The 24,570-nt window shown below is 65.3% G+C and carries 26 protein-coding genes and 1 pseudogene; 5 read left to right on the top strand and 22 right to left on the bottom strand.

Annotation, left to right across the window (positions count from 1 at the left end):
• Positions 1–94: 94 nt before the first annotated feature.
• Positions 95–475 carry a DUF1761 domain-containing protein gene (locus QMX78_RS10905; RefSeq protein WP_282269348.1) on the top strand — a complete coding sequence of 127 codons (381 nt, stop codon included), beginning with the start codon at positions 95–97 and terminating at the stop codon, positions 473–475.
• On the opposite strand, the gene QMX78_RS10900 is transcribed toward QMX78_RS10905, so the two are convergent.
• Positions 472–768, bottom strand: a complete 297-nt coding sequence (locus QMX78_RS10900) for a hypothetical protein (protein ID WP_282269346.1) — start codon at positions 766–768, stop codon at positions 472–474. The two genes, QMX78_RS10905 and QMX78_RS10900, sit on opposite strands and share 4 nt — an antisense overlap.
• Positions 769–1,178: 410 nt before the next feature.
• On the opposite strand from QMX78_RS10900, the gene QMX78_RS10895 reads away from it, so the two are divergent.
• Both QMX78_RS10895 and QMX78_RS10890 read left to right on the top strand, forming a co-directional pair.
• Positions 1,179–1,949: a 2OG-Fe(II) oxygenase gene (locus QMX78_RS10895; protein ID WP_282269344.1), complete on the top strand. Its 771-nt coding sequence runs from the start codon at positions 1,179–1,181 to the stop codon at positions 1,947–1,949.
• Positions 1,950–1,952: 3 nt separating this feature from the next.
• Positions 1,953–2,618 carry a LysE family transporter gene (locus QMX78_RS10890; RefSeq protein ID WP_282269342.1) on the top strand — a complete coding sequence of 222 codons (666 nt, stop codon included), beginning with the start codon at positions 1,953–1,955 and terminating at the stop codon, positions 2,616–2,618.
• A gap of 144 nt (positions 2,619–2,762) precedes the next feature.
• Here the strand turns inward: QMX78_RS10890 and QMX78_RS10885 are convergent, their stop codons facing one another.
• The 4 genes from QMX78_RS10885 to aroE all read right to left on the bottom strand — a co-directional run bounded on the left by QMX78_RS10885 (position 2,763) and on the right by aroE (position 6,664).
• Entirely contained in the window at positions 2,763–3,191 is a 429-nt protein-coding gene (locus tag QMX78_RS10885; protein WP_282269340.1) for a hypothetical protein, read from the bottom strand.
• Between the two features lie 85 nt (positions 3,192–3,276).
• Complete coding sequence (gene dinG / locus QMX78_RS10880; RefSeq protein WP_282269338.1) at positions 3,277–5,376, bottom strand: ATP-dependent DNA helicase DinG; 2,100 nt, start codon at positions 5,374–5,376, stop codon at positions 3,277–3,279.
• Positions 5,377–5,450: 74 nt separating this feature from the next.
• Complete coding sequence (locus QMX78_RS10875) at positions 5,451–5,807, bottom strand: hypothetical protein (protein ID WP_282269336.1); 357 nt, start codon at positions 5,805–5,807, stop codon at positions 5,451–5,453.
• Positions 5,808–5,815: 8 nt separating this feature from the next.
• Positions 5,816–6,664 (bottom strand): shikimate dehydrogenase, encoded by an 849-nt coding sequence (aroE, locus tag QMX78_RS10870; protein ID WP_282269333.1) that lies wholly within the window; start codon positions 6,662–6,664, stop codon positions 5,816–5,818.
• Positions 6,665–6,716: 52 nt separating this feature from the next.
• On the opposite strand from aroE, the gene QMX78_RS10865 reads away from it, so the two are divergent.
• Positions 6,717–7,595, top strand: coding sequence for a TolB-like protein (locus tag QMX78_RS10865; protein WP_282269331.1), 879 nt, complete (start codon positions 6,717–6,719; stop codon positions 7,593–7,595).
• Between the two features lie 157 nt (positions 7,596–7,752).
• Here the strand turns inward: QMX78_RS10865 and QMX78_RS10860 are convergent, their stop codons facing one another.
• From QMX78_RS10860 to QMX78_RS10845, 4 genes are all read right to left on the bottom strand, one after another.
• On the bottom strand, positions 7,753–8,034 hold the full coding sequence (locus tag QMX78_RS10860; protein WP_282269329.1) for an SHOCT domain-containing protein: 282 nt from the start codon (positions 8,032–8,034) through the stop codon (positions 7,753–7,755).
• A gap of 1 nt (position 8,035) precedes the next feature.
• Positions 8,036–9,025, bottom strand: coding sequence for a porphobilinogen synthase (gene hemB / locus QMX78_RS10855; protein ID WP_282269327.1), 990 nt, complete (start codon positions 9,023–9,025; stop codon positions 8,036–8,038).
• Between the two features lie 30 nt (positions 9,026–9,055).
• Entirely contained in the window at positions 9,056–9,970 is a 915-nt protein-coding gene (locus QMX78_RS10850) for a bestrophin family ion channel (RefSeq protein ID WP_282269325.1), read from the bottom strand.
• A 119-nt stretch (positions 9,971–10,089) separates the two neighbouring features.
• Positions 10,090–10,338, bottom strand: coding sequence for a hypothetical protein (locus QMX78_RS10845; RefSeq protein WP_282269350.1), 249 nt, complete (start codon positions 10,336–10,338; stop codon positions 10,090–10,092).
• A 143-nt stretch (positions 10,339–10,481) separates the two neighbouring features.
• On the opposite strand from QMX78_RS10845, the gene QMX78_RS10840 reads away from it, so the two are divergent.
• Positions 10,482–10,910, top strand: coding sequence for a hypothetical protein (locus tag QMX78_RS10840; protein WP_282269323.1), 429 nt, complete (start codon positions 10,482–10,484; stop codon positions 10,908–10,910).
• Between the two features lie 66 nt (positions 10,911–10,976).
• Here QMX78_RS10840 and QMX78_RS10835 read toward each other — a convergent pair whose 3' ends face one another.
• The 13 genes and pseudogenes from QMX78_RS10835 to QMX78_RS10775 form a co-directional block, all read right to left on the bottom strand.
• The gene (locus tag QMX78_RS10835) at positions 10,977–14,318 is read right to left on the bottom strand and encodes an ankyrin repeat domain-containing protein (protein WP_282269321.1); all 3,342 of its coding nucleotides are present in this window, start codon (positions 14,316–14,318) and stop codon (positions 10,977–10,979) included.
• Positions 14,311–14,586 carry a YcgL domain-containing protein gene (locus tag QMX78_RS10830; RefSeq protein ID WP_282269319.1) on the bottom strand — a complete coding sequence of 92 codons (276 nt, stop codon included), beginning with the start codon at positions 14,584–14,586 and terminating at the stop codon, positions 14,311–14,313. The genes QMX78_RS10835 and QMX78_RS10830 overlap by 8 nt, the downstream gene beginning before the upstream one ends.
• Positions 14,587–15,037: 451 nt before the next feature.
• A complete protein-coding gene (locus QMX78_RS10825; protein ID WP_282269317.1) occupies positions 15,038–15,475 on the bottom strand; it encodes an excinuclease ATPase subunit in 438 nt (145 codons plus the stop codon).
• Positions 15,476–15,507: 32 nt separating this feature from the next.
• Entirely contained in the window at positions 15,508–16,749 is a 1,242-nt protein-coding gene (locus QMX78_RS10820; protein ID WP_282269315.1) for a beta-ketoacyl-ACP synthase, read from the bottom strand.
• Positions 16,749–17,480, bottom strand: a complete 732-nt coding sequence (locus QMX78_RS10815; RefSeq protein WP_282269313.1) for a 3-ketoacyl-ACP reductase FabG2 — start codon at positions 17,478–17,480, stop codon at positions 16,749–16,751. Before QMX78_RS10815 ends, QMX78_RS10820 begins: the two co-directional genes overlap by 1 nt.
• The gene (locus QMX78_RS10810) at positions 17,477–17,932 is read right to left on the bottom strand and encodes a hotdog family protein (protein ID WP_282269311.1); all 456 of its coding nucleotides are present in this window, start codon (positions 17,930–17,932) and stop codon (positions 17,477–17,479) included. Before QMX78_RS10810 ends, QMX78_RS10815 begins: the two co-directional genes overlap by 4 nt.
• Positions 17,925–19,115 (bottom strand): beta-ketoacyl-[acyl-carrier-protein] synthase family protein, encoded by a 1,191-nt coding sequence (locus QMX78_RS10805; RefSeq protein ID WP_282269309.1) that lies wholly within the window; start codon positions 19,113–19,115, stop codon positions 17,925–17,927. Before QMX78_RS10805 ends, QMX78_RS10810 begins: the two co-directional genes overlap by 8 nt.
• Positions 19,112–19,660 (bottom strand): DUF3261 domain-containing protein, encoded by a 549-nt coding sequence (locus QMX78_RS10800; RefSeq protein WP_343239239.1) that lies wholly within the window; start codon positions 19,658–19,660, stop codon positions 19,112–19,114. The genes QMX78_RS10805 and QMX78_RS10800 overlap by 4 nt, the downstream gene beginning before the upstream one ends.
• The gene (locus tag QMX78_RS10795) at positions 19,648–20,889 is read right to left on the bottom strand and encodes an NAD(P)/FAD-dependent oxidoreductase (protein WP_282269305.1); all 1,242 of its coding nucleotides are present in this window, start codon (positions 20,887–20,889) and stop codon (positions 19,648–19,650) included. The genes QMX78_RS10800 and QMX78_RS10795 overlap by 13 nt, the downstream gene beginning before the upstream one ends.
• Before the next feature lie 36 nt (positions 20,890–20,925).
• Positions 20,926–23,292: an MMPL family transporter gene (locus QMX78_RS10790; protein ID WP_282269303.1), complete on the bottom strand. Its 2,367-nt coding sequence runs from the start codon at positions 23,290–23,292 to the stop codon at positions 20,926–20,928.
• Positions 23,270–23,902, bottom strand: coding sequence for an outer membrane lipoprotein carrier protein LolA (locus QMX78_RS10785; protein WP_282269301.1), 633 nt, complete (start codon positions 23,900–23,902; stop codon positions 23,270–23,272). The genes QMX78_RS10790 and QMX78_RS10785 overlap by 23 nt, the downstream gene beginning before the upstream one ends.
• Positions 23,899–24,321, bottom strand: coding sequence for an acyl-CoA thioesterase (locus QMX78_RS10780; protein ID WP_282269299.1), 423 nt, complete (start codon positions 24,319–24,321; stop codon positions 23,899–23,901). Before QMX78_RS10780 ends, QMX78_RS10785 begins: the two co-directional genes overlap by 4 nt.
• Positions 24,308–24,570 (bottom strand): annotated as a pseudogene (locus QMX78_RS10775) (histidine ammonia-lyase); the annotation flags it as partial. The gene QMX78_RS10780 and the pseudogene QMX78_RS10775, both read right to left, overlap by 14 nt.

Raw genomic sequence — 24,570 nt, 5'->3', positions numbered from 1 at the left:
GGGGAAACCCGCCGGCCTTCTTTTTTGATGGCAGCTTCGCAAGCGCCTGCGGCAGCGCTAGGATGCGGCATCGCTCACTGCCCAGGGGAAATGCATGAACGTCTATGCCGTGGTGTTGGCCGCTGTATCGAGCTTCCTGCTGGGCGGCTTGTGGTACTCACCCGTCCTGTTCGGCCGTGCCTGGAACCGCGAGAACGGTGGTGAGGTGCCGCAGGGGCATCCGGGCAAGGTCTTCGGCGTGGCATTCGTGTTCTCGCTGGTGGCTGCGTTTGCTTTCGCATGGTTTGTCGGCCCACAGCCGGAGCTGCGCAAGGCCTTGCTGTGCGGTGTGATTGCCGGCTTCGGCATGGTCGCGGCGAGCTTCGGCATCAACTACCAGTTCGCCCAGCGCAGCGGAAAACTGTGGGCAATCGACGGCGGTTATCACACCGCTCAGTTCCTGCTGTTCGGCCTGATCCTGGGGCTGTGGCACTAAGCCCATAGCAGCTGTTGTTGTTGCTGTTGTTGTTGCTGTTGCTGTTGTTGTTGTTGTTGTTGTTGCTGTTGCTGTTGTTGTTGTTGTTGTTGCTCCAGCCCCCTCCTTTGCGCAAAGCGCAGGGGAGGGTTGGGGAGGGGTAGCGTTTGCAGTTGCCATTGCTGCGACTTTCCGCCCGCGAGTGCCCTTCCGCAACAGCGGGTTTGACGGAAACCACAATGGGGCGACGTGCATCCCTGCACATCGCCCTTCGGATTCTTTCCGCTGGCGCCTTCGCTGCGCAAGCGGGACATGGAAGAACGCAGGCAAAAAGTATCCACGCTGCCCATCACTGTCGATGATGACGTTCTTTACGCATATCTGCTCCATATGTAGAAACAGAATTTGTCACCTCGAACCTCGCGGGCAAAAATCCCCTCGCTTTCTGCAAAGACATTCGAAAGCACGCTCAAGCGACTTCACCAACTGACAGATTCAACAGCCAAACGGTTGAATGATTGCCGGGTGCTACGTAAGCGCGCTCTGGCACTCTTCAAACCTGCTGGCATCGGCATACATGCATCGAACTCCCCCGCATCATTGACAGAAAGCAAGGCACGCCAAAGCCGGTGGAAGCAGTTTTCTGTCGGATTTTCAGGCACCAGCACCATTGCCGGAGTGGAATCTTCAGTGACACCCACACCCAGTATTTCAAGGAAGAAATTTGTTCATCACAACGGATCGACTGGATGATGCCGTGCTGGCTAAGGCGGTAAGCGAGCAGGTTCTGGCAGTACAAGTGAAGCAGTTCATCCCCAGGGAAACCGCGATGGAAATTGGCCACCGCATCCTGGGCCAAGGATTCGACAGCTACGTCAATGCGCCCGATATCGGCAGGATAGGCATGGCGCTGTACGAGGCAGAAAACATTCCTGCCCGCCTCGGCACCTATTTCGACACAGCGCTGGACAATATCGATGCGCTCCGCAAGCGGTGCATGCCGTACGCCTCACCCATGGATGTGCTTCGCTGCACGCTGGATGAAATCTGGCCCGCCGGCGCCCAACTGGAGCATCTGTATGGGCGCAAGGCGTATGTCGGCCTGTCGCGGATCGTCCAGCCCGGGGTGGAATTCCTCGCCCACCACGACATTCTCGCGAAGGATGCCCCCGAGACCTTCCGCTCACACAGCCTTGCTTCACAGCTGGCGGCAAACATCTACCTCACCATGCCGACGGACGGCGGCGGACTGCAGATCTGGCAGTCGGCGATCTCCGCTGCGGAGTTTGATGGCATGCGCGGCGACAGCTATGGCATAGATCCATCGCTCCTCGGCAAACCGACACTGCAGATCCAGCCCGAGGAAGGCGACCTTGTCCTGTTCAACTCGCGCCGCATGCATGCTGTCACACCCGGATCGGACAAGCCGCGCTTGAGCCTGTCCTGCTTCGTCGGCTACCGCGGCGTGGCCAGCCCTTTGACGTTCTGGAGCTGATGGGTGAGCGCTCATTTCCACGAGTTCGTATCTTTGGCGCTCATTCACCTGCTGGCCGTCATTGCACCAGGCCCCGACTTTGCGGTTACCGTGCGGCAAAGTGTCAGGCACGGCAGATGGGCGGGGGTGCAGGTAGCCATCGGCATTGGTGCCGGCATTTCCGTGCATGTCCTCTACACGCTGCTCGGCGTCGGTGCGCTGCTGCACGCCAATGCACTGCTGATGACCGTCACCAGGATTCTCGGCGCGACCTATCTGCTTTATCTGGTGTATTCGTTCCTGCGAAGCGCTGGACGTTCCAGCTCCACCGGAAAGCTCGACGATGCCGGCAACCCTGCCGCACTGGGCTGGCGCAGGTCTTTTCTGCTTGGCTTCATCACCAATGCGACCAACCCCAAGGCGACGCTGTTCTTCCTCGCGATCTTCACCACGGTGGTCAGCGCCGGAACACCGTTGAAGGTCCAGGTGCTCTATGGAGTCTGGATGTGCCTGGTCAATGCCGGTTGGTTTGTATTGGTGAGCGTATTGTTTACCCAACAGGCAGTGCGTGACCGGTTCCTGCGCATGGGTGGCTGGCTGGAGGGTGCCATGGCCATGGTCTTCCTTGTTTTCGCTGGACGCCTTCTGTGGGAGGTCGCCAGCAGCCTGCCGTTGTTCCTCGATCAGTGAGCCGTGGCTGGCATGCAGAAACACAGGCTTGCACCAGGCTCCATGCGCTGTCGAAGTACGAAGCAAACTGCCACGGCCATGAACGAAAAGCCCGGGCAGGTTGCGCCGTCCTGGACGCCGCCGGGCCGCGGCACAGGAAGCACGCTAGACCAGGTTCGCACGCAACCAGCGCATCACGGTTTCTACCGTACCCAACTTCTGCGGTACATCGAGGCCGATTGCCCGCGCGAAGCCATCAGCATTACGAATGAACGTCTGGCGCGCGATCCGCTGCGCCTGCTGCACCGTCGACTGCTGCCTACGCAGCTGCACGATCTGCACCGACGGACGGCCCGGCGGCGCGAACTTCTGGTAGCGACGCAGCTCATCGGCGACCAGACTCACGTCGTTGTCTGCCTTGAGCTGGCCTTCACCCGCCAGCAACAGCTGCTCCAGCGCCAAACCCGCCGCAGTCAGCGCATTGCCTTCGGCAGCGAACATTGCCTGCGTACCCAGCAGCGCCAGTGCGCCATCGCGCTGCTGCAGTCGCTGCAGTTGCGCTGCCCAGGGGAAGCTTGCGGGAGGGGTGGCCATGGCTGTCCGGAGTAATGGGAGGTGGCGCACTTTACGGGTTGGAGCAGGGTTGTTCCAGCGAAGAGCCACCCCCTTCTCCACAACCTCAACCAATAACCCGTTTGAACGGCGGCAGGGAATCAATGATGCGCTTGCCATACCTGCGCGTCAGCAGGCGCGAGTCCAGGATGATCACCCGTCCGGTATCGGTCGAGGTACGGATCAAACGCCCGGAAAACTGGGTCAAGGTGCGCAGCGCATGCGGGATCGCGATCAGGTTGAACGAGTTCAAACCACGGCTCTCGAACCATTCGCTCAGCGTCGAGGTCTGCGGGTCGGTCGGCACCGCGAACGGCACCTGGGTTATCACCACCGTGGTGCAGGCCTCGCCTGGCAGGTCCAGGCCTTCACCGAACGAATTCAAGCCAAACAACACCGAGCCTTCACCCGCCGAGGTGCGCTTGATGTGCTCGTCGATCATCTTCTGCTTGGCGCCGTCGCCCTGCACCAGCACCTTCTTGCGCAGCGTCGCCGGCATCAGCTCAGCCACCTTTTCCATCTTCCAGCGCGAGGTGAACAGGACCATGCTGCCCTTGTCCCAATCCAGCTCGTTGACCAGGTACTTGGCCACTTCCTTGGGATGGCGCTCGCGGTCATCCGGCGTCACCGGGAACTGCGGCACGATCAGTTCTGCCTGGTTCGGCAGGTCGAACGGTGACGCCAGCGACACCATTTCCGCTTCCTCGGGGATGCCGTTGTCGATCGCCAGCGACTGGAAATCACCGCCACCGGTCAGCGTCGCCGAAGTCATCACCACCGAGTCCACTTCATCCCATAGCAGCTTGCGCAGCACCATCGCCGCCGATACCGGCGAGCAGTGCAGGATGTAGTCACCATCGCGTGACATCGTCACCCAGCGCGCGATCGGCGGCTGGCCTTCCTTGTCTTCGCGGCGCCAGCCGGCCCACAGGTTGTACTGTTGCTCGACCATTTCCTGGGCCATGCCCAGGTTGCGCTGCAGGCGCTCCACCGCGGGATCATCCTGCTTGCCCTTGGCCACCGCCGAGGCCGCCGCCGTTGCCCAGTTGAGCAGCGTGCGGGTTTCATCGGCCAATACTTCGATGGGCTGGCGCCAGGATTCGGGCAGGCGGCCATTGGCGGCGCGCCACATCGGTTCGCGGTCGTCCGGCTGCGGAATCCACACATTGCCGATGTCGTCGCGGAAGGCCTTGAGCAGCTTGCTCACCCGCGATGCCACATCGATGGCTTCGTTCGGCAGCAGGTTGCCGATCTTGTCCTTGTCCACCGCACGGTAGGCGCCGGCAATCAGGATCTGCAGGCGCCCGGTGCGTTTGGCCATGTCGTCCAGCGGCAGGTTGGCCGCGCCCTGGTCGATGGCGACGTTGCCGATGTGGTGGCCTTCGTCCAGCACCAGCAGCATGTCGCCGGGCGGCGCGATCAGGGGCTGGCCGCTGTCACTGTCGCCCAAGGACAGCGCCGACAACAGCAGCGCGTGGTTGGTGACGATGATCTGTGCGTCGCGTACTTCGGTACGTGCACGCAGAACCGGGCATTGCGCCGAATACGCGCAGCGGCGCCCGGCGCAGGCCGAGGCTGGCGTGGTGATGCGCATGCGCAGCGTGGGCGTGACGTTCTCCGGCGCGTTGTCCAGGTCGCCGTTCCAACGGCCCTCGATGAAGGCCTTGGTCAGCTTTTCGGCAACGTCCATTTCAATCGGCGCCAGTGGCCGGTCGTAGAGCTGCACGTCGTCGCCGAACATGCCTTCCTGCACGCCCTCGCCCTGTGCTTCAGCCGCATTACGGGTGCACAGGTAACGGGTGCGGCCCTTGGCCAGCGCCACGGTGGCCTGCAGGCCGGTGGACTTGAGGAAGTTGGGGATGTCGCGTTCGACCAGCTGCGACTGCAAGGCCACGGTACCGGTACTGATCACCAGCTTCTTCTTGCTGGCCAGCGCGATGGGTACGCCGGCGGTGAGGTAGCCCAGGCTCTTGCCGACACCGGTCGGTGCTTCCACCACACCGACGCCGCCAGTGCCCAGCGCGCGCGACACCACGCCTATCATCTGGCTCTGCGAGCGGCGCGTGCTGAAGCCCGGCGTATTCGCCTGCAGCTTGCTGTAAGCGTCACGGATGCCGGTTTTGATGTCCTCGGTCAGCGTCCGTGGTGCTTCTACTTTTTCCGTCACGCCAACCTGCCCGCAGCTCAATCAAGGCGGGTATTTTCCCATACCCGCCCGCATTCACCGAATGCGTTGCGGGCTCAGGGTTTACCGGGAGCCTGTGGCCGCCGCAGGGCCTGCACCAGCGCCCAGGCCAGCATGATGTAGCCGACCGCTTCCAGCAGTGCCAAGCCAACATGACCAACACTGAGCAGCGTATTCATCGCGCCCATGCCGGAGTAGTTGCCAGTGGCGATAAGCACCAGCGGGATTGCCGTCAGCCCACCGCCTATCAAGGTGACCGCCAGCAGCAGCGACAGTGCGCCCAATGCCACGCTGCGCACCTTGCCGCGCGGGGTATCGAGCAGCATCACCACGGCAACGCCAAGCGCGATCATGATCGGCAGGCGGTAACCGATGGAAACCAGCAGGGTGGTCAGCAATTCAGTGGGTTCCATGTCCGGCCTCAGTCCGCGGTGACCAACAGCGCGTCACCGGCACGCAGTTCGGCATAGATCGCATCGGTCTCCGGCCGCATGCCATGCCATTGCTGGAAGCTCTCCGCAGCCTGCTCGACCAGCATGCCCAGGCCATCAAAGCTGTTGCGGCAGCCCGCCGCGCGCGCCCAGGCTAGGAACGGAATCGATGCCTCGCCGTAGTTCAGGTCCACCGCCGTGGTCATGCTGTTGACCAGCGACAGCGGCAGGTTGAAACCGCTGCCCTCGCCGCGCGCGGCCGAGGTGGCATTGATGATCAGCTCGAAATCGCCCTGCTCGCGCAGGTCATCCCAATACGCGGAGATGGCACGGCCGGGTTCGCTCATCGCATCGACCAGCGCGTCGGCGCGTTCGGGCGAACGGTTGACCACGATCAGTTCGAGGATGCCGGCATCCAGCAGCGCCGGTGCCACACCGCGTGCGGCGCCACCGGCACCGAGCAGCAGCACCCGACGGCCGCGCAGATCCAGACCGTGGCGACCGGTGAGGTCACGCACCAGGCCGATGCCGTCGGTATTGTCGCCATGCCAGCGATCACCCTTGCGCAGCAGCGTGTTGACCGCACCGGCGCGATGCGCGCGCGAAGTAGTGGTGGTACACAGCGCGAACGCGGCTTCCTTGTGTGGCAGGGTCACGTTGGCGCCGACGCCGCCGTCAGCGGCAAAGGCTTCCAGCGCCGCCACGAAATCTTCGGGCGAGGCCTCGATGGCGCGGTAATCCACGGCGATGCCATGTGCCTTGCCGAACGCGGACTGGATGCGCGGCGACTGCGAATGGGCGATGGGCTGGCCGAAAACTGCGTAGCGTGGAGCGCTCATTGTGATCCTCTGCATGACCTAGACTGGACGCGACTTTGCTTGCTGGACCCGTATGCGGACCCGTCATTTGCTGCTCGCGCTGACCCTGAGTTTACCCTTTAGCCCCATGGCCTCGGCGCTTTCCGAGTTCGGCATCGAAGGCATGGGGGTAGTGTCCACCCGTGCAGATGAAATCCGCGCCACGTTGTCGGCGGACGGGCAACGCATCATCTGGGCCAGCAACCGCGAGGGCGGCGCTGGCGGCTGGGACCTGTGGCAGGCGACACTGCAGGACAAGCGCTGGATGGAGCCGCAGCCACTGGCCTTGAACAGCGCCGCTGATGAGGTCGATCCCTTCCTCAGCGGCGATGGCCGATGGCTGTACTTCGCCTCCAACCGGAAAGGCGGCCACGGCGGCTTCGACCTGTACCGGGCGGCCGTCGCCGCCGATGGCAGCCTCGGCCAGCCGCAGAACCTGGGCCCGGCGGTGAACGGCAGGCAGGACGAACGTTCACCCGCACTGGCCGACGACGGCCGGCTGTTGTTCTCCAGCAATCGTGCCGGTGGCAGCGGCGGTTGGGATTTGTGGCGTGCACCGGCCGCAGGCGATGGTTTTGCCGCACCGTCCGCCTTGCTCGGCATCAATACCGATGCCGATGAGCTGGATGCGAGCTGGCTGGGTGGCGGCCGCGCGGTGGTGTTTGCCCGCGCCAATGCGGCGGGCGGTGCCCAGCTGTGGCTGTCGCAGTGCCGGCAGGGGCAATGGGGTGAGGCGACGCTGCTGGGGCTGTCGTTCAACAGCGCTGATGGCGATACGCGTGGCGCGGTGATTGATGCCAACAAGCCCGGAGAGCTGGTGGTCAGCGGCAAGGCGCGCTCACCGCGGGCCGGCGGCATGGATCTTTACCGGATGAGGGCGCCGCTGGTTGATGGGGATGGTTCTTGCCGGTGAGGTTTTGGCGCTGAGGCAAAAGCAAAAGCTCACCCCTCCCCAACCCTCCCCTTCGCTGCGCGAAAGGGAGGGGGCGGATTGCTTGGCTCCCTCCCTTTGGCCGTAAGGCCAAGGGGAGGGTTGGGGAGGGGTGCTTCTGCTCTACCGCTTTTAGCTTTTAGCTTTTTGCCCCAGCCAACACCGCCGCACGCATCGCCTCGTACTCCGCCTCACCAATCTGCCCACCCTGCCTGCGCAGCTCCAGCGCACGCAGCCTGGCGTCGACGTCGCCACCCTGCGCTGCCTCACGCTGCAGCCGCTCGGCGGCAGAGTGCAGCTGTGGCGGTCGCTTGCCGGCACGCACGATGGCGGCGATGAACACAGCGATCGCCACCGCAAACAACAGCACGCCGATCAGCCATACCGCCCAGTTGTAACCCTCAAGACCGGGAACATTCATCTCAAGCCTCCTTCAGCCAGCGCGCGATCTGCGGCGCGTAATAGGTCAACACACCATCGGCACCGGCGCGCTTGAAGCCGATCATCGTCTCCATCACGCACTTGCGCTCATCCAGCCAGCCATTGGCTGCGGCCGCCTTCAACATCGCGTACTCGCCACTGACGTGATACGCGAAGGTCGGCACGCCGAACTCGGTCTTCACCCGGCGCACGATGTCCAGGTACGGCATGCCCGGCTTGACCATCACCATGTCCGCGCCTTCGTCCAGGTCCAGCGCAATCTCGCGCATGGCCTCGTCGCTGTTGGCCGGGTCCATCTGGTAGGTCTTCTTGTCAGCCTTGCCAAGGCTGCCGGAGCTGCCCACCGCATCGCGGAACGGGCCGTAGAACGCCGAAGCGTACTTGGCCGAGTAGGCCATGATGCGCGCGTTGATATGTCGGGCATCGTCCAGCGCGGTGCGGATGGCGCCGATGCGGCCGTCCATCATGTCCGAGGGCGAAATGATGTCCACGCCCGCTTCGGCATGCGACAGCGACTGCTTGACCAGCGCTTCGACGGTGATGTCGTTGAGCACGTAGCCGCTGTCGTCGATGATGCCGTCCTGGCCGTGCGTGGTGTACGGGTCCAGCGCCACGTCGGTCATCACGCCCAATTCGGGGAAACGCTGCTTCAGCGCGCGCACCGCACGCTGCGCCAGGCCGTCGGGATTCCAGGCTTCGGCCGCGTCCAGCGACTTGCGCGACGGGTCGATCACCGGGAACAGGTCGATCACCGGCACGCCCAACTCCAGCGCCTGCTCGGCTTCGCGCAGCAACTCGTCGATGGACATGCGGTCCACGCCCGGCATCGATGCCACCGCCGCGCGGCCGTCGAGCTCATGCACGAACACCGGCCAGATCAGGTCGTTGCTGGTCAGCGTGTTCTCGCGCATCAGACGGCGCGAGAACTCATCGTGGCGCATGCGCCGCGGGCGGTACTGGGGGTGCATCATCGCGGTACTCCTTGATACTGAAAACGGGAATTACTGCAGCCGGTAACCCTGCGGCTGCAGTGGCTCGGGCAGCGGGCGTTGGCCCAACACGTCGAGCAGATCGATTTCGATGGTACGCACCATCGCGTCCAGCGGCAGGTCATTGGCTTCGGTACCGAACGGGTCTTCCATTTCCTCACCGAGCTGGTCCAGGCCGAAGAAGGCATAGGCCAACAACATCGACACCACCGGCGTGGCCCAGCCCAACGCACCGGCCAGGCCAAACGGCAGCAGCACGCAGAACAACCATGCACAGCGGTGCAGCAGCAAGGTATAGGCGAACGGCAGCGGTGTGCCGGAGATGCGCTCACAGCCGGCCTGCACGCTGGCCATGGCATGCAGGCGTGCCTCGAACTGGGCGTAGAGATAGGGATGCAAGCGGCCTTCGCGCAGCGGCGCGGCCAGCTCGCTGGCGAGTTGGGTCAGCATGCCGTCGGCGATGTTCTGCCGTGCCAGCACGCCGTGCTGGTCGGCCTGCAGCCAGGGCGCAGCGACAGCAGCCTGGTCGCGGCCGCGCAGGCGTGCCGCCAGCGCATGGGCAAAACCGATCACCAGGCGGGTGCCGCGCTCGCGCAGCTGCGGCTCGGCGGCCAGCAACGCAGCCGCCTCACGGGCGAAGCTGCGCGATTCGATGACCAGTTGCCCCCACAGCTTGCGCCCTTCCCACCAGCGGTCGTGGCAGGCGTTGTTGCGGAAGCTCAGGAAGATCGACAGCACCAACCCGAGCAAGGTGAACGGCACCACCGACAAGCCACTACCACCCAGCGGGTGCCAGATCCGGCTGAATGCCGCCACCAGCACCGCCAGCACGCCGATCGCCAGCACCTTGGGTGCGATGGCCGGCACGATGGAGCCGCGCAGGATGTACAGCAGCTGCCAGCCAGTGGGACGGGGGCGGATGATCATCGGGAAGCGGAAACGCCTGCAACAGGCCTACGGCGCCGGAAGGCTTCCGGCCAGCCGACGCATTTTACGCCCCCCGGCTATCACCCGCCGACCCGGGCTTCCCCGCAGCCGGCGTGAACTCAGATGAAGCCGCCGCCGATGCTCAGCCGGATCACCCCGACCACAATGACGATGGCATTGAGCAGCAGGCCGGTCTTGGCCCGGCCGCGCTTGCTGGCATGGGTGAACAGCAGCCCAATCGCGGCGATGATCGCGCCCACTGCGGCAAACGGGATCAGGAACCAGTTTCCCCAGCCCAGCAGCGGAATAAACGCCAGAATCATCCATAGCATGGCAACAATGCCCCAGATCAGGCTGATCAGCCCCATGTACTTTCCTCCATCAGGCACAGCCTGCAAGATAGCCGGGAACACATGCAGAGCAAAAGGCCCCCACCCTGGCCGGAAGTTCTCGACAGATTCAGCCGGCGCCATGGATCATCCGCAATTACCGATCACCGGGGAGTGAAACCATGAAACTTCCGCTCGCTATCGCACTTTCGCTTGGCGTTGCCTTGGCCGTCGGCGGCTGCGCCAGTACCTCCAAGGTCATGCTGGGCCAGCCCCGCGCACCGGTGGACCCGGCCAGCGTGCAGATCTATTCCACGCCGCCGGCCGGTTCGGTGGAGATCGCCCAGCTCGAATCCTCCAGCGCGGTCGGCTTCGGCACCCAGGGCCAGACCGATGCCGCCATTGCCAGGCTCAAGCGCGAGGCCGCCGCACTCGGCGCCAACGGCGTGATCCTGATGGGCGTGGGCTCCGGTGGTTCGCCGGTCGGCATGTCGGTAGGCGCGGGCAGCTATGGCCGCCACACCGCTGGCGGCCTCAGCGTCGGCATCCCCACCCAGCAGAAGCGCGCCGCCGGCGTGGCCATCTGGGTGCCGCCGGGCGCGGGCAGGTAAGGCTTCCCGCCAGTCCTGATGCAACAAGGGCGCCGTTCGGCGCCCTTGTCATGAGTGCTGCAGCAATCAGTTGTGATCGCGCAGGAAGCGGGCCATCGACGAGACGCCCGGTACCGCCGGCTCGAATTCGCCGGCAACGTCGATGAAGCCACGCATGATGGCGATGTCGCGCGGGGTACGGTTGATCGCATCGCGCATGTCCGGATCGGCGCCGGCGCGCAGCAGGCGCTGCACCAGTTGTGGCAGGCCGTGCAGTGCCGCCAGGTGCAACGGGCCGAAGCCACGCGGGTCGCGCACGTCCAGCGAAACCTCTTCGTCGAGCAGACGATCCACGGCCGCCAGTACCACGCTCTCGTCGCAGGCGGTGCCCGGTTCGGCACGTGCCCCGAGCAGCAACAGCAACGGCGTCACCGTGCCGGCCGAGGCCTGGTCCGGTTCGGCACCGGCCAGCAGCAAGGTATCCAGCAAGGCCAGCAGGCGGGTGCGGTCACGCGAGGTGAAGCCGTACAGCGCGGCGCAGTGCAGCGGTGCCAGCTGCTGGTCGTCACCGGCATGCACGTCAGCCCCGGCAGTGAGCAGGCGCGCGACGATGTCCGGCAAGCCCAAGGCAGCGGCCAGCATCAATACGGTGACGCCACCCGGCAGGCGGTGTTCGAGTTTGGCACCGGCATTGAGCAGTGCAGCCACGATCGTGGTCTGGCGCATGCTTACCGCCGCCGACAACGGCGTGGCACCGCTGGCAGCGGCGTGCTGCGGGTCGGCACTGCGCGACAGCAGCAGATCCACCACCGCCGCATGGCCGCCGCCGGCCGCACGCAGCAGGCCGGTGCAGCCCTGTGCATCGACGGCATCGACGGCAAAACCGAGATTGAGCAGGCGGCGTACCGCGTCGGCATCGCCGGCCATCGCCGCCGAGGCGACGTCGGCATCCCGCAGCGCGCGCAATGGCAGCTGCCAGCCGCGCCAATCCAGCAGGTCAGCCAGGTCGCGACGACCGCTGGACAGCGCAACACCCAACGGCGTCTGCCCGTCAGCGGCCCGCGCGTCCGGTGAAGCGCCCTGCAGCACCAGCTGCTTGAGCGCGGACTCGCGTGCCAGGGCGGTGGCCAGGTGCAGTGCGGTCATGCCATGGCTGTCACGCGCCTCACGGTCGACGCCATTGAGCAGCAGGTACTGCTGCAGCTTCAACCAGCCCAGGCGTACCGCCAGCGACAACGCCGGATCACCGGCTGGTGAGGCGGCGAACGGATCGGCGCCACGCTCCAGCAGTTCCAACGCGAATTGCTCGGTGCTGCGCGCACCGTGGTCGTGCTGCGCGCAGGCGGCGAGGAAGCGGGTCAAGCCACCGCGGCCGGCCGGCGACACGCCACGCTGCAGCAATACCTGCAGGGTCGGGATCGCATCGACGCCACGCGACAGCAGCGCGAACATCGGTGTATCGCCACAGGCGTCGAGCATTTCCGGCGCGGCATCGTGCGCCAGCAGCCAATCGACCACACGCGGCTGCAAGGCCAGCTCCGGATCGTGCAGCAGGCCGCCCAGTTCATCGGCCGCACACAACTTGGCCAAGGGCGCCATGCCATCGACGTTGCCGAATACCAGCGCTTCGCGCAGCAAGGCCAGCGGCGCGCGGTCATTGAGTACCGGCACCGCATCACCATCGCCACCCTCGGCATTGCCGGCGGCCGCATCGCTGACTGCTGCCGGCAGCGGATAGCTCGGGTCGAGCAGCGAGACGATGCTCCAGCGACCTGCTGCGGCGGCGTGCTCGATGGCACGACGGCCATCACTGCCGACCACATCGGCGGCAATGCCCAGGTCCAGCAGGCGGCGGATCAGCGCCGCCGATACGTGTTCGGCGCGACTGGCCAGCAGCAAGGCATTGCTGCCTTCGCCATCGACGGCATGCACGTCAGGCTTGTGCGCCAGCAGGCGCTCCAGCACCGCGGCATTGCCCTGCGCGGCGGCATCCAGCCACGGCGTGCGGCCTGCGGCATCACGCGGCTCGACATTGGCGCCGGCATTGAGCAGGGTTTCGACGATATCGACGTGGCCAGCCAGGGCGGCCTCGTGCAGGGCGCTGCGGCGCTGACGGTCACGCGCATCCAGTCGCGCCTTGTGCTTGAGCAGCAGCTGCACGCCAGCCGGGTCATCGTCGTCGGTGGCCGCCGCCTGCACCAGCACCGGTACACCATCGGTCGGTTCGACCTTGGCGCCGCGCTCCAGCAGGAACTTGCCCAGCCGCCAGTTGCCGGCCTGGCAGGCCACCGCCAGCGGGCTGTGGCCATCATTGTTGAGGGCGTCGATCTCGGCCGCGGCATCGCGCAGCAGTGCTGCAACGCCCGGATCGGAGCTGCGTGCGGCGTGGTGCAGCGGCGTATTGCCATCGGCATCGGGCGTGCGCGGATCGGCACCGTTGGCCAGCAGGGTCATCACCGCTTCCGGGCGACCGTGCCAGCTGTCGCGGGTGGCCGCCAGCAGCGGGGTCATGCCTTTATGCGCCTGGTTGACGTCGACGCCACGGCTGATCAACGCACGCAGCAGGCGCAGGTCCGGCAGCACTGCTGCCAGCACCGCCAGACTGCGCTGGTCGCGCGATTCGGCCGGGGCCGGCGCATGCGGATCGGCGCCGGCATCCAACAGCTGCAGCGCGCGATCAATGCGGCCGCCGCGGGCGGCGTCATACAGCTGCGGCACCAGCTCGTGCTGGGCGATGGGCTCCAGCGGTGCCGGTTCGGCCAGCGCTTCGGCAAACAGGTCGAAAGCAGGTTGTTGTGCCTCGCCAGCCTTGCCAGCGACGGCAACCGGCGCACTGCGCATCGACTGCAGCAGGTGATGCAGCAACGGCGCGACAACCGCGGTGGCAATGGCCAAGGGCCAACGCAAGGCACCGCCGACCAGACCCGGCCAGGCCGCTGCGACGATCGCCGCGCACAACAGCAACACCACCGCTGCCGCGCCCAGGCCATGCCATGAATCGAGATTCCGCCCGCTCAGGGCCTGCCATTGCGTGCGCAGCGAGCTGTCCTCGCGCTCCATCGCCTGCCATAGCGGCCAGGTGCGCCACAGCGCCAACAACGCCACGCTGACTGCGATGCTCAATGCCAACACCGCCGCCAGGCTGCCACTGTCATGCAGCGCCGCCAACGGCCAGGACACCAATACTGCAACCACCGCTGCGCCGCCGGTCCAAAGCCCCAGCAGGCCTGGCAGTTCACGTTTGAGTACGGCCAGCGACGGCGTCACCGTGCGGGTACGCCGCCACCATGACACCGCCAGGGCGAAGGCGGGCTGGGCCAGCACGCCACACACAGCCGCGGCCACGCCACCGAACGCCGTGGCCAGGGTCAGCAACACCCCCAGGCCCAGCGCGGCGGCAACTACGCGGCTGCGCAATGCTTCAGTCATCGCGACCGTCGATGCGGGCGATCTTCACCGGGGCCAACGGCAACGGCGGGGCCTGCAGGTGGAAACCGCGCTCGGCCAGGTTGGCGCGCACCAGCGCGACGTCGGCCTGGGCCAGGCGACGTTCGGGCGTCAGCGCCACCTCCAGTACGAAGGTATAGGGGGCCAGGGTGTCGCCCAGCACCGCCGGGATCACTTCGAAATCATCACGCTTGGCGAGGTACACGTAGGTGTCCTGCTTGCGTTGGCTTTTGTAGACGTAAGCTTGCATGCCAGCGGGCTTTGCCCTGCATTGAGAGTCAGCGATTGTGTCGGAAATCTGGCGCTGTTGAAAGGCGCGCAGTCAACGACCTCGGTCGTTCTCCGCCTTTTATACGTTCATCGACATCAAGATTCTGTTGAGAGCACCCTGTATCTGCAGATTGCCAGATCCGCTGGCGACAGATTGCCGGCGCTGCAGCGACGTGCTGAATGCGGGATCGAAGCGCCACCGGCGCGACGGGCACGGGGCATCACCGACAACGCCTGCCGCGACCTGGCGACAGGCGCTGCCCGTCAAAGATGCCCCGCGATCACAGCGGCGTCCGCATGCAGTGAGCGCTGCTGCGGGTTTGCACAGCTGCAATCCACAGTCCGGGAGGATCGGGCAAAGCAACCACACTGGATATTGGCAACCCTGTGCACCTGGCGGCGACGGTGGGCCGTCACCGCCCTGGAAACCCTCAGGGCACCTTGGCGTAGGTGCCCTTCAATGCGACACCCGCCAGGATGGCGCCGGCATAGCACTCATAGTTGGTGGCGCTGCGGAATTCGTTGCTCTTGTAGAAGCTGACGATATCAACCACGGCATTGGCACCACGCGCCTTTGCGCCATCCTGCAATGCCAGCGGCGTCGACAACGCAACCCAGCGGCAGGCTTTCTCGTCACTCTTGTTGGCGGCGTTGGTCTTGCGGTTGCTCACATCCTGGCCCAGCCGCTCAAGCACCGTCACCGGTTGGCCCGCCAGGTAGAAGCGCACGCTGCCATCGATGCCGACGTCACGTGCTTCCTGTGAGCTGAGCAGATCTGCCAGGGACTGCTCCACGCGGGTGTCGCGTGCAAAAGCGCTGCTGGAAAACGCCAGCAACGTGGCGGTGACGACAAGGCTGAAACGACGCATATCTCTTTCCTTTGAGTGTGATGGTAACCGGGTCAAGCCTGCCAACGGCGGAAGATCAACGAGGTGTTGATGCCGCCAAATGCGAAGTTGTTGCTCATTACATACTCGGCCTGCAGCAGGCGCCCTTCACCGGCGATGTAGTCCAGCTCGCCGCAGCGCGGGTCGATCTCGCTCAGGTTCAAGGTCGGCGCGAACCAGCCTTCGCGCATCATTTCCATGGTCAACCAGGCTTCGAACGCGCCGCAGGCACCGAGCATGTGGCCGACATAGCTCTTCAGCGAGCTGATCGGCAGCGTGTTGCCGAACACCTGTGCGGTGGCCTGGGTTTCGGCGATATCACCGTGATCGGTGGCGGTGCCGTGGGCATTGACGTAGCCGATCTGCGCCGCGTCCAGGCCGGCATCCTGCAGCGCCAGGCGCATCGCCTGGGCCATGGTGTCCGCGCTGGGCTGGGTGACGTGCTGGCCATCGCTGTTGGTACCGTAGCCCACCACCTCGGCCAGGATGCTGGCACCACGAGCCTGTGCGTGCTCCAGCTCCTCCAGCACCAGGGTGCAGGCCCCCTCACCCAGCACCAGGCCATCGCGGTGCGCATCGAACGGACTGGGCGTGGTCTTCGGCGCATCGTTGCGCACACTGGTGGCGAACAAGGTATCGAACACCGCTGCCGCGGTCGCATCCAACTGCTCGGAGCCACCGCCCAGCATCACCGTCTGCTTGCCCGAACGGATTGCCTCATAGGCCGAACCGACGCCCTGGCTGCCCGAGGTGCAGGCACTGGAAGTGGTGTAGACGCGGCCGCACAACCCGAAGAACACGCCGATATTGACTGGCGCGGTGTGGCTCATCATTTTCAGGTAGGTCGTTGCACTGATGCCTTCGGTAGTCAGCTCATGCAGCATGCGCCCGAACTCACCGGTCGCATCGTGGCAACCGGACGAGGAACCGTAGGCAACGCCGGCCATTCCGCTGCGCAGCACCGGGTGGCCAAGCAAGCCAGCCTGCTCCAGCGCCATCTCGGTGGCACGCACCGCCATCACCGCCACCCGCCCCATCGAACGGGTGGTCTTGCGGTTGTAGTTGGGCGGCAGCTCGAACGGCTGTGCCGGTGCGGCCAGCTTGGTGTTGAGCCCGGCATAGATGTCCCATTGCGGCATTGGCTGCACCGCGTTGCGGTAGGAGCCCAGATGCGCACGGATGCTGGGCCAGTCGTGGCCCAACGGACTCAGTGCGGCCGCACCGGTAACGACGACACGACGATCCTGGTAGGCCATCAGACCATTCCTCCGTTGACCGAAATCACCTGCCGGGTGATGTATGCAGCCGGCTCGGACAGTAGAAACGCAACCGTGGCCGCCACTTCATCCGGCTTGCCGACACGACCGGCAGGAATCAACTTCAATGCGTGCTCGACCACCTCTTCGTTGAGCATCTCGGTCTCAATCAGGCCGGGCGCGACGCAGTTGACGGTGATGCCGCGGCTGGCCAGCTCCAGTGCCAATGCCTTGGTGGCACCAATGATGCCGGCCTTGGATGCGCTGTAATTGACCTGCCCGCGATTGCCGGCCACGCCCGACACGGACGACAAGGTGACAATCCGGCCCGGCTTGCGCCGCCGCACCATCGGCATGATCAGCGGATGCAACACGTTGTAGAAGCCGTCCAGATTGGTGTGGATCACCTGGTCCCAATCGTCCTCGCTCAGCGCCGGGAAGGCGCCATCACGCGCAATACCGGCATTGCAGACCACGCCGTAGTACGCACCGTGCTGCTGCACGTCAGCTTCCAATGCCGCACGCGCCGCAGCGCGGTCGGCAACATCGAACGCCAGCACGCGCGCCTGCCCGCCCGCCGCCTGGATCTGCGCGACAACCGCCTGCGCCTCCTCGACACGACTGCGGCAATGCACCACCACGGCAAAGCCATCGCGCGCGATACGCAGCGCGACCGCCCGCCCGATACCACGACTGGCCCCGGTGACCAGTACGCTCAGATTCTCTGTCATGCCTCTCCACTCTCCAGATACGCCATCGCATCGGCCGGTTCAAACACCGACACATTGGCGACGGCCCATTGCTCATCGCCTGCCTGCACGCTGCAGGCGAACATCCCCAGCCCATTGTCCGCCAGCAGCTCGCAGCGCGCATCAATGCGCAGGCGGGTACCGCTGGGAAAAACATCGCGCGTGCTGGTGTAACGCCGGCTGCCCAACAGGAAACCAATATTCGGTTCCCGCCCGGCGCGGCGCGCGCGGCAGCCCGCCCACGCCGCGATAGCCTGCGCCATGTACTCGATGCCGACCCAGGCCGGCACCCCACCGTCCTCGACGAACAGGCCTTCGTAGGGCACGACCAGCTCGGCCTGGATGGTTTCGTCGTCCCAGCGCAGCACACGGTCCAACAGGCACATGCCGTCGCGGTGCGGCACGACTTCCTCGATGGCGTAACACTCAGCCATGTGCGGCTTTCTCCATGGCAAGCACGGCATTGCTGCCGCCAAACGCGAACGAGCTGCTCAGCAGCCGCTGTGGCGGCGTCGCTGCGCGCGTGCCGGGAGCCACCAGGGCCAGCGCCGGCAGCGCCCCATCGGCTTCACCATCCCACCAATGCGGCGGCAGCTGCTGGCCAGGGTTTTCGGCCAGGGTGATCCAGCACAACGCGGCTTCAATCACGCCCGACGCCCCAAGCGTATGCCCGGTGAGCGGCTTGGTGGAGCTGCACGGCACGTCCAGGCCGAAGGTATCAGCCACGGCCACGCTCTCCATCGCATCGTTATGCTGGGTCGCGGTGCCATGCAGGTTGATGTAATCGACCGAGTCCGCTTCCCAGCCGGCGCGCTGCAAGGCCTGGCGCATTGCCAGCGCCGCGCCCTGCCCGCTCGGGTCCGGTGCTGACATATGGTGCGCGTCGGAGGTTTCACCCCAGCCCGACAGCTGCACCGGACCCGGCTCGCGGGTCATCAGGAACACCCCCGCACCTTCACCGATATTGATGCCGCAGCGATTGCGCGAGAGCGGATTGCAGCGCGCCGCCGACACCGACTCCAATGCGCTGAAGCCGGCAACGGTGAACCGGCACAGGGAATCCGCGCCGCCGGCAATCACCGCATCCACGACGCCACTGCGCAGCAAGCGCGCTGCCGACATCAAGGCCTTGGCACTGGACGAGCACGCCGTGGACAGCACCCAAGCCGGGCCATCGATACCCAGGTAGCTGCGCACGAAGCGCGCCGCCGTGCCCATCTCCTGCTGTGCGTAATCAAACTGCGGCGGCCACTCACCACTGGCGTTGTAGCTGGCCAGCGCTTCCTCGGATTCACCAATGCCCGAGGTGCTGGTCCCCATCACCACCGCCACGCGCTCACTGCCGTAACGGGCAATTGCCGCACGCGCGGCCGGCTCGATCTGCTGCAGGGCAGCCAACAGCAGCGCATTGTTGCGCCCATGCAGCGCCACCGGCAGGTCCTGCAACGATGGCAGCACTGACTGCACCGCGCCCACCACCAGCGAACGCCCGGGAATGACCGTGTCGCTCAGCGCCGAGCCAGTCGGCTGCGGCTGGAACAAGGCCTTGGCGATGTGTGCCCGATCCGCGCCCAAGGCACAGATCACGCCCAGCTCGTTCAAATACACCGCACTCATGGTTGCTGCACCTGCATGTCTATCGAATGGATCTGCAACGAATAGCCTTCCGCACGATTTTCCAGCAGCAGCGTGCCATCGGCACTGCGCTGCAACTCCAGCCAGGTCGTGTCGCCCTGGCGCAGTTGTCGGCGCACGCCGTCGTCGAGCACCGACCAGCCACTGGGCAATGCTGCGGCAATCGCCGCGGTAGGCCACAGCGCAAACTGCAGGTCATCCAGCACCCGCTCGGCACGCACCTGCGGCGGCAGCCATGGCGCGCGCTCCTGCTGCAGATGCTCGCCGTCCCAGCGCAGTCGCACGCCGGTGCGGCCCATCGCCTGCACGGCAAGCTGCAGCTGCTGCGCGTCAGCCTCCAACAGCGCATCGAGCTCACGCTCCTGGATGCCGAAACGGAACTGCAGCTGCTGCTGCAGCGCCAACGGCGCCGGCAGGCTGGCTGGCGACAAGCGCAGCGTTGGCAGCTCAACCAGTGGCTTTGGCATGCGGCCCGCGCACGCGGCCAGCAACAAGCAGGCGACAAGACTGGTGATCAGGCGCCGCACAGTTCCTCCAGCACGCGCATGCGTCGCCCACTCTCATCGGCCACGTAGGGATTCTTGGTATCCCAGGCGTAGCCGGCCAGAATCGAACAGATCATGGCGCGGATCTCGGGCTGCTGATCGGGGTGGTAGATGATCTTCTGGAAGCCGCCCTGATACCAGGCTTCGACGAAGCGACGGAAGGTCTTGACGCCGGCACGCAGCGGCACCGAGAACTCAGCTTCCCAGTCCACGCTTTCACCGGCATAGCGGCGCGCAAGACATTCACTGGCCAGCTGCGCCGACTTGAAGGCGATGGTGACGCCGGAAGAAAACACCGGATCGAGGAATTCGCCGGCATTGCCCAACAAAGCATATCCCGGACCATGCAGCGAACTGACATTGGCCGAGTAGCCGGTGATGCGTCGTACCGGCAGCACCGCCCACTCGGCATTGACCAGCAGCCGGCTCAGGTTGGGGTCTTCGCCGACAATGGCCTGCAGTTTCTGCAGGTCTTCGCCCTCGTAGCGCTCGAAGAACGAGGGCTCGGCCACCACGCCCAGCGAGCAGCAGCCGTTGGAGAACGGAATCGTCCAGTACCAGACGTCGATATGCTCGGGATGGGTGGTGATCAGGATCTTGTTGCGATCAAAGTCCGCATCCACCGGAATGTGATCACGCACGTGGCAGAAGATCGCACCGCGCACCGGGAAGTTGGACGGCGACTCCAGCTGCAGCAGTCGCGGCAGCAAGCGTGCAAAACCCGAGGCATCCAGAATGAAGTCGGCCTCGATGCGGTACTCGCTGCCATCCGGGCGGCGCACCGTCACCGCTGGCTGCTCGCCCGGCTCAACCGCCAGCACTTCATCGCCAAAGCGCAGGGTGGTACCCATACGCTCGGCGCCCTTCGCCAGCACATTGTCGAAGTCGGCGCGCTGTACCTGGTAAGTAGTGCCCCAACCCGGCGAGAACTTGTTGCGGAAGTCGAACGCAGTACGCGCCTCGCCGTGCACGAAGGCCGCACCGTTCTTGTATTGGAAGCCAGCTTCCACCACGTCCTGCAGCAGTCCCGCCGCCTCGATGTATTCCATGCTTTGCGGCAGCAGGCTCTCGCCGATGGAGAAGCGCGGGAACTGCTGGCGCTCGATCATCAACACCTGGCGGCCCTGCTTGCGCAGCATCGCCGCAGCGACCGAACCGGCCGGGCCGGCGCCGATGATCAGGATTTCAGTACGTTCCACGTTGGGTGCCATCGATGCGTCCTTGAGAGTCCAGTTACACGTTGAAGATCAATCTTCCGCAGCAGCATGCGGCAGCGGCCGGAACAACGGCGAGATCAGCCAGACCAGGCCGATGCCGAACAACAGGGTCAAGCCGAATGCGCGCAAGGCCGGCGTCGCCGACAAACCGAGCAGGCCGAATGACAACCAGGTGCTGGCCGCGCCCACACAGACCGCCAGCCATGCACTGGCATCGCCGCGGTGCTCGACCAGGAAAATGCCGTAGTCGATGCCCATGCCCAGCAGCAACATCAGTGCGAGCATGTTGAACAACTGCAGCGGCTGTCCGAACAGGCCCAGCAGCCCCAGCGTCAGCACCCCCGCCAGCAGGGTCGGCGCGAATACCCGCCACGCATTGCGCTTGTAGCGCAGCAGCAACGCGCCGAATACCAGCGCGATGCCGACCAGCAACATGCCGCCCATCAACTTGCGGTAATGGCCAAGCAAGCGTGAGAAGTCGGCAGTGCGGTCCACCCAGCGCACGCCGTCCAGACCCTTGGCGGCATCACCCAAGGTGGTCAGCGCATCGGCACGCGACAGGTCATCCACCATCACCACGCTGGCCACCTGTTCACCCAGTTGGCCCACCCACAAGTGACGGAACGGCTGCGATGCCGGCGATGCCAGGAAGGCTTCGGCGGTCAACGGCCCCGACGAGAATGTGGGGCGCGCCAACGGCTCGCCAACCGCCTTCGAGACCATCGCCAGCACCTGCGGTTCGGCAGCACCGGTCAGCGCCGCGTCCGCTTGCTGACGTGCCGGCGATGGCAGCCAATCGCTGATCGCGCGGTAGCCACCGATCTTTCCACTGTCGGCCAGTTCCCGCAGCCTTGCAGTCAGCGCTTCCTCACGCTGCAACAGCTGCGTCGCGTCGGCTCCCTGCACCAGGTAGAACTGGGCCGGGCTTGGCATGCCCAGCAATTGACTGAGGCGGATCTGCTCGGCCATCAGCTGTGGCGGCGAGGACTGCAGGCTGCGCAGGTCATCGTCGGTCTGCAGACGTGCGATGCCAATGCCCGACAGCAGTACCACCGCAATCGTCAGCACCAGGATCTGCCGACCGCTGTGCAGGCGCGGCCAGCGTTCCAGCGTATTGCCCAGCCACTGCGAGAAGCGGGTGGGCGCGATCTGGCCGCCGTCCAGGTAGGGGAACCAGAAGATCACCGTGGCGAACGCTGCAGCCAGCCCAACCACCGAGAACACTGCCATCTGCCGCAGGCCCGGGAACGGCGCCAGGCCCAACGCGACATACGCCAGTGCGCTGGTCAGCAAGGCCAGGCACAGGCCAGGCAGCAGATGCCGCAGCAGTCTCCAACGGCGTTCGGCCGGCTCGGCCTGGCGCGAGGCGAACCAGTGGATGCCGTAATCCTCGGCCACGCCCACCAGCGATGCACCGAACACCAGCGTCAGTACATGCACCTTGCCGAACACCAGCACGGTGACCGCCAAAGCCACGCCGCAGCCAATCAGCAGGGAAGCAGCGACCAGCAGGATCGGCCGTAACGAGCGGAACGCCAGCCACACCAGCAGCAACACCGCGGCCAGCGATCCCCAGCCAATGGTGTTGATCTCGCGGTTGGCCTGCGACGCCGCGGCCTCGGCATGCAACGGCACGCCGGCATGCAGGATTTCCAGATCCGGCGCCGCGCCGCGTGCGGCGCTGCCGGCACGCGTCAGCAATGCATCAAGGTGGCGTTCGCCATCCAACTGAAACGCCGAATCACGGGTTTCAAACTGCAGCACGGCCCAATGCCGGCCTTCGGCTTCGAGCAGGCCATCTTCGCCCAGCTGCAGGCCGGAGGCGCGCGCCTGCTGCTGCCACCATTGCGGCCACAGCGACAGCGGGTCCTGCCGCCACTCGGTCAGGCGCGGCGCGCCCATCGGCCCGTACAGACTGGCCAATGCCTGCTCGCCCAGCAACGCAGGATCGGCTTGCTGCAGTTGCTGGCGCTGCTCGGCAGTGAGCAGGCGGTCGCGCCAAGGCGCGTAGAAGTCGCGCGCCTGCTCGAACCAGCCCTCAATCGAGCCGCTCGGCTGCAGCAGGCCACTATCGGCGCCATTGGCCATGCTGCCGGCGAATGCGTCCTGTGCGCGCTTGGTCGCTTCACTGTCCGCGCTGCCCAGCAACACCACCACCTGCCGCGCACTGCCATCGGCGATGCGGCGGGTGACGTCGGACAGCAGCCTGTCGTGCGCATCCTGCGGCAGCAACGCCAGGATGTCGGTATCAATGCGCGACTGCGTGCTCCACAGCTGCCATTGCTGCACGCCAAGACCGATCAGCAACAGCAGCCAGGCCAGGCCCAGCCAATGCCACCAACGCCGCAGGCGCTCCGATGCTGCGACTTGCGGCTCAGTCAAAACGGCGCGCCTCATCGGCACTGAGCGTGGCCGGAGCTTCAGCCAAAGCGCTGAACTGGATCAGGGTGCGGTCCTGGTTGGCCTCGATGATCTCCACCTGGCGCACGTAGCGGTCACCCTGCAAGGACAGCGACTGGAAGGCCTTGGCCAACATCGCCGACTTCGGCGTCAACTGCAGCCGCCAGCCCTGGCCTTCGCGTTGCGCCTTGATGTTGAACTGGCTGGACAAGGCCTGCACGTCGCCACTCATCAGCGCGAACATGATGGCGTTGACCGAGCGCATTGCTGGCTGCTGACGCGCATCCAGTTCCACCCGGTTGGTCCCATCACGCTGACGGCTGAGGATGCGATCGGCAGTGACCACGACTTCCGACGGGAACGGGCGCTGCGTGGTCCAGATCACGCCGTGCTGGCGCGCCACCACGAACTGCCCCTGCGAGCGCAGCGGGTTCTTGAAGCCGCTGACCTGCTTGTCCTGGGTGAACTGACCACGCAGTACATCCGGACGCGCCACCGACTGGGTGATCGCATCAACCGCCGCATCGGCAGCATGGCTGATCGGCGCCAGCACCAGCAGCAGTGCGCACAAGGCAACACGCGGATAGGCAAACAGACGTGTGATCATGGTGCCGGCACTCCCAGGCGCTCCCACAATACCGGCGGGCTCTGGTACAGCATTTCCTTGCTGGCAGCATCCACTGCCACCTGGATGGTGTGGGCGCGGGTCAGCAGCTGCCCATCAGCGGCAGCATGGATCTGATAGTCGATTTTCAAGCGGTTCTCCCACTCGCTGATCTGCGCACGCACCCGCAAGGCCTGCTGGTACAGCAGCGGACGGATGTACTTGACCCGCGCATCCACCACCGGCCACAGATAGCCGGATTCCAGCATCTGCGGATAGTCGTAGTCGTAGCGCTGCAACAGTGCACAGCGCGCGATCTCGAAATACTTGAAGTAATTGCCATGCCAGACCACGTGCATTGGATCGCAATCATGGAAGGCCGGCGACAACTCGATCTCGGCTACAAGCTCAACGGTCGACATACAACTCCCAACGCTGCGCGCGGATCTCCTCCAGCAGTTTCCGCAGTTCGCCATCCAGCGCGCGGTCTTCTTCGACCAGGGCGATGCGTTGCCCGAGGTCGCCGTACATATCGGCCAGACTGCCATGCAGCTGCGCGTTCATGCCAACCCTTTCGCGCAGGGCCAGGCCTTGGCGGGGGGCGCGCAGCCTCGCCCCCCCCCCCAGGTCACTGAGCGCGATGACGCGCCGGGGGCGTATAAACCACTGAC

It is taken from the genome of Stenotrophomonas sp. PS02298 (genome assembly GCF_029959445.1).
In the GTDB taxonomy this organism is placed as follows: Bacteria; Pseudomonadota; Gammaproteobacteria; order Xanthomonadales; family Xanthomonadaceae; genus Stenotrophomonas.
The sequence above is the reverse complement of the archived record's forward strand: the minus strand, read 5'-3'. Positions and strand labels throughout refer to the sequence as shown.